This window comes from uncultured Blautia sp. (assembly GCF_902497045.1).
Lineage (GTDB): Bacteria > Bacillota > Clostridia > Lachnospirales > Lachnospiraceae > Blautia_A.
The window spans coordinates 1-12,436 of the sequence record NZ_CABVDF010000069.1 but is presented as its reverse complement, the minus strand read 5'-3'; the positions used below and the strand labels follow the sequence as shown (position 1 = coordinate 12,436).

The following is a 12,436-nucleotide window of genomic DNA, read 5'->3' as shown; positions in this document are numbered from 1 at the left end:
TATAGAGAAAATATATAAAAAATAGAATCAGAACCTGACAATTTAAGGAGGAACAGGAAACATGAGTTTACAGGTAGAAAAAATGGAAAAAAACATGGCGAAACTGACTATCGAGGTTTCTGCTGAGGACTTAGACAAGGCAATGCAGAATGCATATCAGAAAGCTAAGGGAAAAATTGCTATCCCTGGCTTCCGTAAAGGCAAAGCACCGAGAAAAATGATCGAGCAGATGTACGGAAAGGGAATCTTCCTTGAGGACGCCGCAAACGCTCTTATTCCGGAGCACTACAGCAAAGCACTTGAGGAGTGTGATCTTGAGATCGTTTCCCAGCCGGAGATCGATGTAGTTCAGGCAGAGCCGGGCAAAGCATTTATCTTTACTGCTGAAGTAGCTGTGAAACCGGAAGTAACTCTTGGAGATTACAAGGGTCTTGAAGTGCCGAAGTCTGAAACAGAAGTAACAGACGAGGATGTTGACGCTGAGATCAAAAAAGAGCAGGAGAAAAACTCCAGAACAGTAACTGTTGAGGATCGCGGAGCAGAGAACGGCGACATCACAACTATCGATTTTGAAGGATTTGTAGACGGAGTTGCATTTGAAGGCGGTAAAGGTACAGATTATCCGCTGACACTTGGTTCCGGTTCTTTTATCCCGGGATTTGAGGATCAGCTGGTTGGTGCAAAAGCCGGAGACCATGTAGAAGTAAATGTAACTTTCCCGGAGGAGTATCAGGCAGCAGAGCTTGCAGGCAAAGCAGCTGTATTCCAGTGTGATGTGAAGAAAGTAGAAGCAAAAGAACTTCCGGAGCTTGACGACGATTTCGCTCAGGACGTTTCTGAGTTTGATACTCTTGCAGAGTATAAAGAAGACATTAAGAAAAACCTGACAGAGAAAAAAGAAAAAGAAGCACGCGCTGAAAAAGAAAATGCAGCAGTAGATAAAGCAATCGAAAATGCACAGATGGAAATTCCGGACGCTATGGTAGACACCCAGGTTCGTCAGATGATCAATGATTTTGCATCCAGAATGCAGTCCCAGGGTCTTACTATGGAGCAGTACTTCCAGTTTACAGGAATGACTGTAGAGAAAATGCAGGAAGAGATGAAACCGCAGGCACTTAAGAGAATCCAGACAAGACTGGTTCTTGAGAAGATCGCTGAGGTTGAGAACATCCAGCCTACAGAGGAAGAAGTAAATGAAGAGATCAGCAAGATGGCTGAGATGTACAAAATGGAAGCTGACAAATTAAAAGAGCTTCTTGGAGACCGTGAATTAGAGCAGATGAAGAAAGACATGGCTGTACAGAAAGCAGTTACTCTTGTAGCAGACGAGGCAAAGGAAGCGTAAGCGGACATCTTAAACATCCACTGTGACGCGACGAATGGAGGCATATATATGAGTTTAGTACCTTATGTCATTGAGCAGACAAGCAGGGGAGAGAGAAGCTACGACATTTATTCCAGACTTCTGAAAGACAGGATTATCTTCCTGGGTGAGGAAGTCAATGATGTGAGCGCCAGCATTATTGTGGCACAGCTTCTGTTCCTGGAGGCTGAGGATCCGAACAAGGATATCCAGCTTTATATCAACAGCCCGGGAGGATCTGTCACCGCAGGCATGGCGATCTATGACACTATGAAATATATCAAATGCGATGTATCCACTATCTGTCTTGGAATGGCAGCCAGCATGGGGGCATTCCTTCTGGCAGGCGGAACTAAGGGCAAGAGATTTGCTCTGCCGCATTCTACCATTATGATCCATCAGCCTTCTGGCGGTGCGCAGGGTCAGGCTACAGAAATCCAGATTGTGGCAGATCACATTGCGCAGACTAAGAGGACTTTGAACGAGATGCTGGCAGAAAATACAGGTCAGCCTCTTGAAGTGGTTGAAAAGGATACAGACCGCGATAATTATATGACTGCAGAAGAAGCAAAAGCATATGGACTGATCGACGGCGTTGTCGAGCATAAATAAAAAGACGAAAGAAAAGACTCCTCTAACAGGGAGTCTTATCTTGCTTTTATCTCAGCATATCAAAAAGAAAGGAAACGAGAAATATCCATGGCAGATAAGATAAGAGACGGAAAAGTCAGATGCTCTTTTTGTAATAAATCCGAGGATCAGGTACGCAAACTGATCGCAGGCCCGGATGGGGTTTTTATCTGTGACGAGTGTATTGGGATCTGTGCAGAGATCATGGAAGAGGAACTGGCTCCTTATGGCCAGGAAGAAACTTTTGACAGCGAGATCAATCTGCTGAAACCGGAAGAGATCCATAAAATCCTGGACGATTATGTGATTGGTCAGGAAGATGCGAAAAAAGCTCTGTCCGTAGCAGTTTATAACCATTATAAACGAATTACAGCAGCAAGAAACCTGGATGTGGAACTTCAGAAGAGCAATATCCTGATGCTGGGTCCTACCGGTTCCGGTAAGACACTTCTTGCACAGACTCTTGCCCGCCTTCTGAACGTGCCTTTTGCTATTGCAGACGCTACTTCTCTGACAGAGGCCGGCTATGTAGGCGAAGATGTGGAGAATATTCTTCTGAAGATCATTCAGGCAGCAGATTATGATATTGAACGTGCACAGTACGGAATCATTTATATTGATGAGATCGATAAGATTACCAGAAAGTCTGAAAATGCATCGATCACCCGTGATGTATCCGGAGAAGGCGTACAGCAGGCACTTTTGAAGATTCTGGAAGGTACTGTTGCAAGTGTTCCGCCTCAGGGAGGAAGAAAACATCCTCATCAGGAATTTATCCAGATTGATACTACAAATATCCTGTTTATCTGTGGAGGTGCATTTGACGGCATCGAAAAGATCATTGAGTCAAGACAGGATACAAAATCTATCGGATTTGGCGCAGAAGTATCATCGAAGCAGGAAAGAAATGTAGGAGAAGTGCTGAAGCAGGTTATGCCGGAGGATTTTGTGAAATTCGGTCTGATCCCTGAATTTATCGGACGTGTCCCGGTAGTAGTTACACTGGACGGTTTGGATGAAAAAGCACTAATCCGTATTTTAAGGGAACCAAAGAATTCTCTTACCAAGCAGTATCACAAGCTCTTTGAACTGGATGGCGTAGAACTTGACTTCCAGGATGAGGCACTGGAGCTTGTTGCAAAGAAATCTCTGGAACGTAAAACCGGAGCCAGAGGACTTCGTTCTATTATGGAGACCTCTCTTATGGATCTTATGTATAAAGCGCCTTCAGACAGCACCATCCGCAAGGCGATCATTACGAAAGAGACTGTGGAGGGAACCGGAGAACCGGAGATCATCCGTGAAGAAGCAGCAGAGCAGGCTGCAGGGAGAAGAAATCCACGTTCCAGAAAGAAAGGCAGACCAGAAACTGCCTGAGGAAGGAAATGAACATAAATGACGCAGTCAGTTAATACGTTACCGGCGATCGCCCTTCGGGGAACAACGATACTGCCGGATATGATCGTCCATTTTGATGTAAGCAGGGAGCGTTCTATCAAAGCAATAGAAGCAGCAATGCTTCATGAACAGGAAATTTTTCTTATTACCCAGAAAGACCCTGAGGTTGAGAAACCAGGTCTTTCCCAGCTTTACAAGGTGGGTACTATCGCATATATCAAACAGGTCATAAAGCTTCCCCACGATCTTCTGCGTGTTTTCGTAGAAGGCAGGGAAAGAGCAGCATTACTGTCTTTGACCCAGGAAGAGCCTTTTCTCAATGCGGAGATCGCAGTGATCGAAACAGACAAAGATCAGTATGGGGAAAATATAAAGGAAGCGATGCACAGAAGTCTCAGTGAACTGTTTCAGCAGTACAGCAGAGACAGTCGTAAAGTCAGCAGAGAACTGGCAGTGCAGATCTTGAATATCGGAGATTTGGAAGAACTGATCACACAGATTTCTGTAAATATCCCGCTGACATGGCAGAACCGGCAGAATTTTCTGGAGGCGCTGACTCTGGAAAATCGTTATGAGGTTCTGGGAGCTATTTTACAGAATGAGATTGAGATTCTGAAAGTGGGTCAGGAACTTCAGAAGAAATTAAAGACTCGGATTGATAAGAATCAGAGAGAGTACATTCTCCGGGAACAGATGAAACTGATCCGGGAAGAACTTGGAGAAGAAAATACATCAGATACTGCAGAAGAATATCGAAAAAAGCTGAAAGATTTGGATGCTCCAAAAGGGGTAAAAGATAAGATTTCCAAAGAGATCAGCCGCTTCAGATCCATGAGCAGCAGCGCAGCAGAAAGTGCTGTCTTAAGTACCTATATCGAAACACTTCTCAGTCTTCCATGGAATAAAAGATCTCAGGATTCCGAAGATCTGAAAGAAGCGTGGAAGATCCTGGAAACAGGACATTACGGACTGAAAGACGTAAAGGAAAGAATCATGGAATTCCTTTCTGTCCGCAGTCTCACAAAAGGTGGTAAAAGTCCGATCCTTTGTCTGGTAGGACCTCCGGGAACCGGTAAGACCTCTATAGCAAGATCTGTGGCAGAAGCGCTTCATAAGAAATACGTTCGAATTTGTCTGGGCGGTGTCCGGGATGAGGCAGAGATCCGTGGACACAGAAAAACTTATGTAGGAGCCATGCCTGGACGGATCACAGCAGCTCTTCAGCAGGCAGGAGTCAGTAATCCACTGATGCTTTTGGATGAGATAGACAAGACCAGCAGCGACTATAAGGGAGATACTTCGGCAGCGCTCCTGGAAGTCCTGGATCCGGAGCAGAACAGCAGATTTAACGATCATTACGTGGAGGTTCCGCAGGATCTTTCAGAGGTACTGTTTATTGCTACCGCAAATGATATGCAGGAGATTCCGCGGCCTCTGCTGGACCGTATGGAAGTGATCGAGATCTCTGGATATACAGAAAATGAAAAAGAACATATTGCCAAGGAACATCTGATTCCAAAGCAGATGGAGATCAATGGTCTTCCAAAAGGCAGTCTGGTCATTCAGACGCCGGCTCTTCGCAAGATCATCAATCTTTATACCAGAGAGGCAGGAGTTCGTAATCTGGAAAGAAAAATCGGGCAGATCTGTCGTAAATCAGCCAGAGAGATCATGGAAAACCATCAGGAAAAAGTGAAGATCACTACAAAAAATCTGGAAAAATTCCTTGGAAAGAGCCGTTATTCTTATATAATGGCAAACAAAAAGGATGAGATCGGTATTGCCAGAGGACTTGCCTGGACGCAGGCAGGCGGAGATACGCTTCAGATAGAAGTAAATGTCATGCCGGGAAAAGGTGAACTCGTTCTGACAGGCCAGCTTGGCGATGTGATGAAGGAATCTGCACAGGCAGGGATTTCCTACATTCGTTCCGTAGCTGAAAAATACGATATCAGACCTGAATTTTTCCAGGAAAATGATATTCATATACATATCCCGGAGGGGGCAGTTCCGAAAGACGGACCTTCCGCAGGTATCACTATGGCAACAGCCATGCTGTCTGCTATTGTGAAAAAGCCCGTAAGGGCAGATGTGGCAATGACAGGAGAGATCACTCTCAGAGGGCGTGTGCTTCCTATCGGCGGTCTGAAGGAAAAACTTCTTGCTGCAAAATATGCCAAAATACAGGAAGTCCTTGTTCCGTCAGAGAATAAAGCAGATATTGAAGAGATGGATGACGAGATCCTTCATGGACTGAAGATCTCTTTTGTGGAAAATATGAATGAAGTGCTCCATCGGGCACTGACCAGAGCTTAAAGAAACAGAGAGGAAACCAATGGTTATTAAACAGGCAGAGTTAGATATTGTGTGCGGTGTTACCAGCAAACTTCCTGATACAGGAATGCCGGAGGTTGCATTTGCAGGAAAATCCAATGTGGGGAAATCCTCCCTGATCAATGGACTGATGAACCGGAAATCTCTGGCACGTACCAGCGGACAGCCGGGAAAGACCCAGACCATTAATTTTTATAAGATTAACGGAGAAATGTATCTTGTGGATCTTCCAGGATATGGATACGCAAAAGTTTCTCAGGCGGAAAAAGAAAAATGGGGAAAAATGATCGAAAAATATCTCCATACTTCTAAAAATCTGAAAGCAGTTTTCCTTCTTATTGATATCCGTCATGAGCCTTCTGCTAATGACAGACAGATGTATGACTGGATCCTTCATAATGGCTATGAACCGATTATCATTGCCACAAAGCTGGATAAGCTGAAAAGAAGCCAGGTTCAGAAGCATCTGAAAATGGTTCGTGAGGGGCTTCAGGTAAAAAAAGGAACTTCAGTGATCGCATATTCAGCAGAAACGAAACAGGGAAGAGAAGAAATCTGGGAGCTGATCGACTCTCTGACAGGAACAGAAGAGCATGCAGAAGAAGTCTGAAAGGATAAAAAATGGGAATCATCAAAGCTTTAAAAGTTGGATTTGATTATTTTAAATATGATGATGACGGCAATGTCCAGGAAACACAAAGAGCTGTAGATGATGTCAATGTGGACATCCAGGAGGGAGAGTTTGTAGCGATCCTTGGCCATAATGGATCCGGTAAATCTACATTTGCAAAACATATCAACGCACTTCTTCTTCCTACGGAAGGTACCGTCTGGATCGATAACATGGATACGCTGAAGGAACCGGAGCTGTGGAAAATACGCCAGAAAGCGGGAATGGTGTTTCAGAATCCGGACAACCAGATCATTGGTACGATTGTAGAGGAAGATGTAGGATTCGGACCGGAAAATATGGGCGTGCCTACAGAGGATATCTGGAAACGAGTGGAAGAAAGCCTGAGCAAAACAGGAATGACCGCTTATCGTCATCATTCTCCAAATAAGCTTTCCGGAGGTCAGAAACAGCGAGTTGCCATAGCCGGGGTTATGGCAATGCGCCCCCGGTGCATTGTATTGGATGAACCTACGGCGATGCTTGATCCAAATGGAAGAAAAGAAGTACTGGATGCAGTACACCAGCTGAATAAACAGGAAAAGGTAACCGTTGTTCTGATCACTCATTATATGGAAGAGGTTATTAATGCAGACCATGTCTATGTTATGGATGAAGGACATGTAGTGATGGAGGGAACACCAAAAGAGATTTTTTCTCAGGTAGAAACTCTTAAAAAATACAGACTGGATGTGCCTCAGGTCACGCTTCTTGCACATGAACTGAAAAAATCCGGAGTTGATCTTCCGGATGGGATCCTTACTACGGAAGAACTGGTGAATGCCTTATGTCAATAGAGTTAAAAAATATAACATATACCTACAGCCCGGGAACGGCATATGAAATCCATGCGCTGAAGGACATTAATCTGAATATTCCTGACGGACAGTTTATCGGAGTGATCGGTCATACAGGCAGTGGAAAGTCTACGCTGATCCAGCATCTGAATGCTCTGATCCAGCCGACATCAGGAACAATTCTTTATAATGGAGAGGATGTATGGGCTGAGAAATACGACAGGAGAAGCCTGAGAAGTCAGGTAGGACTTGTATTTCAGTATCCGGAACATCAGCTTTTTGAAAGTGATGTACTCTCTGATGTTTGTTTTGGACCTATGAATCAGGGAATGAGCAGGGAAGAAGCAGAAGAGGAAGCAAAAAAAGCACTGCTTCAGGTTGGATTTAAAGAAAAAAATTTCAGCAAATCTCCATTTGAACTTTCTGGAGGTCAGAAAAAAAGAGTTGCCATAGCCGGAGTTCTTGCCATGAACCCTAAGATCCTGATTTTGGATGAGCCTACAGCAGGACTGGATCCAAAGGGAAGAGATGAGATACTTGATCAGATTGCGGAACTTCATAAGGTTCGTGGCATTACGATCATTCTGGTATCTCACAGTATGGAGGATGTGGCTAAATATGTGGAGAGACTGATTGTGGTCAATCATGGAGAAATCGCTTTTGACGATACACCCAGAAATGTCTTTGCGCACTATCAGGAGCTGGAAACCATGGGACTTGCCGCACCTCAGATCACTTATATCATGCATGCGCTGAAAGAGAAGGGACTGGATGTAGATCCGAATGCAACCACAGTGGAGGAAGCTGGGAAAGATATTCTGAGAGCACTGCAGGAAGCAGGTTCTCCGCTTTTGAAGGGAGGACGGAAAGATGATTAGAGATATTACCATCGGTCAGTATTATCCGGCAGACTCGATTCTTCACAGATTAGATCCGAGAACAAAACTGATGGGTACGCTGATATTTATTATCTCAGTATTTTTATTTCATACGATACCAGGCTATGCGGTAGCGACGATATTTTTGGCGGCTCTGATCAAAATATCAAAAGTTCCTGTGAAATTTATTTTTAAGGGCTTGAAAGCAATTTTTGTAATTCTTATTATTACTATGCTCTTTAATATATTTCTGACTCCGGGAGAGGTGATCTGGAAACTGGGATTCCTGAAAATGACGAAAGAGGGAATTTCTCTGGCGGTAAGGATGGCAATTCGTCTGATCTATCTGGTGATCGGTTCCTCTCTTATGACGCTGACAACTACTCCGAACCAGCTTACAGACGGGCTGGAAAGAGGCCTCCGTCCGTTAAACAGACTTCATGTTCCGGTTCACGAGATTTCAATGATGATGTCAATCGCTCTTCGTTTTATTCCGATCCTGTTGGAAGAAACGGATAAGATCATGAAAGCCCAGATTGCCAGAGGCGCGGATTTTGAAAATGGAAATCTGATCCAGAAGGTGAAAAATATGGTTCCTCTTCTGGTGCCTCTTTTTATTTCTGCATTCCGCAGAGCCAACGATCTTGCAATGGCTATGGAAGCACGCTGTTACCATGGAGGGGAACATCGAACACAGATGAAACCTCTCTGTTACGAAAAAAGAGATCATGCAGCATATTTGATCCTGGCAGCTTATCTGGCTGTTGCCATTACATTTCGGGTGGTGGGAATATGAAAAGAGTAGGACTTGTAGTTGCCTATGACGGCACAAATTACTGCGGCTGGCAGATTCAGCCTAACGGCATCACCATTCAGGGTGTGCTGAATGATACCTTGTCAGAGCTCCTGGGAGAAAAGATAGAGACTATAGGCGCCAGCCGGACAGATGCAGGAGTTCATGCACTGGGAAATGTAGCGGTATTTGATACCAATACAAGGATACCGGGAGAAAAAATATCTTATGCATTAAACCAGAGACTTCCTGAGGATATCCGGATCCAGCTATCGGAGGAAGTAGAACCGGATTTTCATCCAAGGTACTGTGACAGTGAAAAAACATATGAATACAGGATACTGAACAGGAAGTTTCCGGTTCCCACAGAGCGTCTTTATTCGTACTTTTACCATTATAATCTGGATGTGGCAAAGATGCAGGAGGCAACCTCCTATCTGATCGGACGTCACGACTTTGCCAGCTTCTGCGGAACAGGAGCTCAGGTAAAATCAACAATCCGTACAGTGACCGGGATCGATGTATGGAGAGATGGAGATATTGTTACGATCAGGGTTTCAGGAGAAGGCTTTCTGTATAACATGGTGCGGATCATTGCCGGGACGCTGATACAGGTAGGAAACGGACAGTATCCGCCGGAACGTGTCCGTGATATTCTGGATGCCTGTGACAGATCTGTGTCCGGACCTACGGCTCCGGCTCATGGACTGACTTTAATGGGAATTGAATTTTTTGACTGAACAGAATAAAAAACAGCTATTAAATGTGCAATGGGGCAGAAATCCTGAGGGAGTGTGTCCTGTTGCATATTTTTCTGTATAAATGTATATGGAATTCTGAGGGAGAATGTGCTAAAATCGAGTTTAATGTTTTACAGGAAATAAATGAGGAAAGAGGAGATGTGAGATTATATGATTGAATTGTTGGCTTCTTTATTCATCAAGGACAGACGAAATTATACTTCACCTGCTGTCCGTCAGTCCTATGGAACACTTTGCGGGGCGGTAGGTATCGGTCTGAACATTCTGCTGTTTCTGGGAAAATGGACTGCAGGATTTTTAAGTGGTTCCATTGCGATCACTGCGGATGCATTTAACAATCTGTCAGATGCAGGATCGTCCATTATTACCTTAATCGGATTTCGTATTTCCGGACAGAAACCGGATCCGGAGCATCCTTTCGGACATGGAAGGATGGAATACATTTCCGGTCTGCTGGTTTCGGTAGCCATTCTGATCATGGGATTTGAACTGGTGAAATCCTCAGTAGAAAAACTGTTTCATCCGGAACCGGTTGAGAGCAGTCCGTTGATCATTGGCATACTGGCTGCATCTATTCTTGTAAAAGTATATATGTTTTATTATAACCGTGCAGTAGGGAAAAAAATTGAAAGCGCTGCCATGCATGCAACGGCCATGGACAGCTTAAGTGATACCATATCCACAGCACTTGTGCTTGCAGCAACTCTTATCAGCCAGTATACAGGCCTTCTTCTTGACGGATGGTTTGGTGTTCTGGTAGGACTTTTTATTCTTTATACCGGAGCATCTACCATTAAAGAGACTATGGATCTTCTTCTGGGACAGCCGCCAAAGGAGGAGTTTATTGACGAGATTCATGAGATTGTAGTATCTCATGATCTGGTTTATGGAATTCACGATCTGATTGTTCATGATTATGGTCCGGGGCGTTTGATGATCTCCCTTCATGTGGAAGTAGATTCAGAAGGTGATATCCAGGCTATTCATGAACAGATTGATCATATTGAAAATGAACTTCAGGAAAAACTGCATTGTTCAGCTACCATTCATATGGATCCGATTGTGACCAATGATGAAGAAGTGGTGGAAATGCGGCAAAAAGTAAATGATATCGTGCGGGAAATAGATCCAATGTTCAGTATGCATGATTTTCGCATGGTGAAAGGCCCTACCAGCACAAACCTGATTTTCGATGTGTCTGTGCCAAGTGGGTGCAGCAGTACAGATAATGAGATTATAAACAGTCTGAAGGATAAGATCCGAAAAATTCCCGGAAGCAAATATTTTCCGGTGATCCAGATCGATCATGAGTATTACTGATCTTTCACAGTAGTATGAAACTGCAAAACAGGAGAAGCTCAGAGTTTCTGGCTCAGCCGTTCAAGAAGATCCCCCTGAAGATAATAGGTGGTTTCATAATGAAGGAACGCCATGGAATTTTCATCCCACAGCAGCATCAGCTTAGGCGGAAATTCCTCATCCCCTTCCCAGAACTGAAGCAGTACGGGAAAGTAGGAAGTGACTGGAATCATGCAGGTGAGATCTGCACCGGCAAAGGATTTTTGAGGGATTCCTCCAAGAGATACACATGCTTTTTGCAGTTGCTGGATATGATTCTGAAAGAGAACGGCATATTTTTGAGAAAAGCCCAGAGCATCAGGGCCTCCCATAACAGCAAATTTACTAACAGGACACCAGCTTCCGGATAATCCGGGAGCTGTTTCTGTTTTGGGATAACATAAGAGATCATAGATGGTCATTACAGTGTCGTAACGGCGGCATTCTCTCCATATATCTTCTGTGAGGTTTTCCTGTATCTGTCCGGTCTTCCGGCTGATCCGGTATGGAGTGTGGAGATAATCCAGATAGATCCACATTTCGTCTGCGGTCAGATGAAACCGCCGGATCAGCATTTCCTGGTCATATTCCATAAAAATTTTTTTTCCGATATCTACCTGAAGATCATAGTTGGAAGAGAGATTTTTCTTGTTCATTGGGAACTCCTTTTTTATCTGTATGGAAGATAGTTTTGCGAAGAATCTGTCGGTTGAAGGTTAAATGCATGGTCATCATTTCTTTTGCCCAGGAAGCATCGTGTTGTTTTAATGCTTCCAGGATATCTCTGTGTCGGGCAACTGTTTCGGGCGCTTTTTCACGTCCAGTGTATTGAATAAACAGTTCGGTAGCTTTGCGGATGATGGGAATAAGATTGGGAGCAACCAGATTTCCGCTGGCTTCTGCAATGCAGATATGAAATTCCACATCTTCTTCTGCGCGAATCTGCCCTTGAGAGGAGAGAAAATCGGCTTGATTACAGAGTTTTTCTAATAAATTAATTTGACTGGAAGTAATATTCTGTGCAGCCAGAAATGCAATTTGAGGTTCTACCATCATACGGAATTCCAGAAGATCCCAGGTTAGTTTTTTCTTATCAGTAATAAAGCTTAAACCAAGGGGATCCTCTGTGATTCCTTTTTTTTTGGAAATATAAGTTCCAGAGCCCTTGTGTACTTCCAGAACGTTTCTGGACACAAGGATTTTGACAGCTTCTCTAATAGTTCCTCTGCTGACATTTAGTTTTTTTGCCATTTCTAACTCTGTTTCAATACGGTCGCCGGGTTTCAAATTCTGCTTCTGAATATAATCATTTATTTGATCGGCGATGGTTTTCGCAAGACTTGTATTTTTAGATTGATTATTTTTAATGGTTTTCTCCATAACGTCTCCAAATATAATATGTATTTTTTGTAGTGTACCTTTTTTTGGCAGATACGTCAATAATGGGTTCATTATTTTGTAAAATATGCCT

The 12,436-nt window shown here is 43.8% G+C and carries 12 protein-coding genes; 10 read left to right on the top strand and 2 right to left on the bottom strand.

The window, feature by feature from the left end; genetic code table 11:
• Positions 1 to 61 precede the first annotated feature (61 nt).
• The 10 genes from tig (at position 62) to RDS42_RS06880 (ending at position 10,947) form a co-directional block, all read left to right on the top strand.
• Positions 62 to 1,348, top strand: coding sequence for a trigger factor (gene tig, locus RDS42_RS06925; RefSeq protein WP_308782993.1), 1,287 nt, complete (start codon positions 62 to 64; stop codon positions 1,346 to 1,348).
• Between the two features lie 48 nt (positions 1,349 to 1,396).
• Positions 1,397 to 1,978 (top strand): ATP-dependent Clp endopeptidase proteolytic subunit ClpP, encoded by a 582-nt coding sequence (gene clpP, locus RDS42_RS06920; protein ID WP_308782992.1) that lies wholly within the window; start codon positions 1,397 to 1,399, stop codon positions 1,976 to 1,978.
• Positions 1,979 to 2,065: 87 nt separating this feature from the next.
• The gene (gene clpX / locus RDS42_RS06915) at positions 2,066 to 3,373 is read left to right on the top strand and encodes an ATP-dependent Clp protease ATP-binding subunit ClpX (protein ID WP_308782991.1); all 1,308 of its coding nucleotides are present in this window, start codon (positions 2,066 to 2,068) and stop codon (positions 3,371 to 3,373) included.
• An 18-nt stretch (positions 3,374 to 3,391) separates the two neighbouring features.
• On the top strand, positions 3,392 to 5,710 hold the full coding sequence (gene lon / locus RDS42_RS06910) for an endopeptidase La (protein WP_308782990.1): 2,319 nt from the start codon (positions 3,392 to 3,394) through the stop codon (positions 5,708 to 5,710).
• 19 nt (positions 5,711 to 5,729) lie between these two features.
• On the top strand, positions 5,730 to 6,338 hold the full coding sequence (gene yihA / locus RDS42_RS06905; protein WP_308782989.1) for a ribosome biogenesis GTP-binding protein YihA/YsxC: 609 nt from the start codon (positions 5,730 to 5,732) through the stop codon (positions 6,336 to 6,338).
• Positions 6,339 to 6,349: 11 nt separating this feature from the next.
• Entirely contained in the window at positions 6,350 to 7,195 is an 846-nt protein-coding gene (locus RDS42_RS06900; protein WP_308782988.1) for an energy-coupling factor transporter ATPase, read from the top strand.
• Positions 7,186 to 8,073 carry an energy-coupling factor transporter ATPase gene (locus RDS42_RS06895; RefSeq protein ID WP_308782987.1) on the top strand — a complete coding sequence of 296 codons (888 nt, stop codon included), beginning with the start codon at positions 7,186 to 7,188 and terminating at the stop codon, positions 8,071 to 8,073. The genes RDS42_RS06900 and RDS42_RS06895 overlap by 10 nt, the downstream gene beginning before the upstream one ends.
• Complete coding sequence (locus tag RDS42_RS06890; RefSeq protein WP_308782986.1) at positions 8,066 to 8,869, top strand: energy-coupling factor transporter transmembrane component T; 804 nt, start codon at positions 8,066 to 8,068, stop codon at positions 8,867 to 8,869. Before RDS42_RS06895 ends, RDS42_RS06890 begins: the two co-directional genes overlap by 8 nt.
• Positions 8,866 to 9,606 carry a tRNA pseudouridine(38-40) synthase TruA gene (gene truA / locus RDS42_RS06885; protein ID WP_308782985.1) on the top strand — a complete coding sequence of 247 codons (741 nt, stop codon included), beginning with the start codon at positions 8,866 to 8,868 and terminating at the stop codon, positions 9,604 to 9,606. Before RDS42_RS06890 ends, truA begins: the two co-directional genes overlap by 4 nt.
• Positions 9,607 to 9,777: 171 nt before the next feature.
• Positions 9,778 to 10,947 carry a cation diffusion facilitator family transporter gene (locus RDS42_RS06880; protein WP_308782984.1) on the top strand — a complete coding sequence of 390 codons (1,170 nt, stop codon included), beginning with the start codon at positions 9,778 to 9,780 and terminating at the stop codon, positions 10,945 to 10,947.
• 38 nt (positions 10,948 to 10,985) lie between these two features.
• Here RDS42_RS06880 and RDS42_RS06875 read toward each other — a convergent pair whose 3' ends face one another.
• Both RDS42_RS06875 and RDS42_RS06870 read right to left on the bottom strand, forming a co-directional pair.
• Positions 10,986 to 11,621: a DUF3786 domain-containing protein gene (locus RDS42_RS06875; RefSeq protein WP_308782983.1), complete on the bottom strand. Its 636-nt coding sequence runs from the start codon at positions 11,619 to 11,621 to the stop codon at positions 10,986 to 10,988.
• A partial coding sequence (locus RDS42_RS06870; RefSeq protein WP_308782982.1) for a FadR/GntR family transcriptional regulator occupies positions 11,590 to 12,436 on the bottom strand: 847 nt, incomplete at its 5' end. The genes RDS42_RS06870 and RDS42_RS06875, both read right to left, overlap by 32 nt.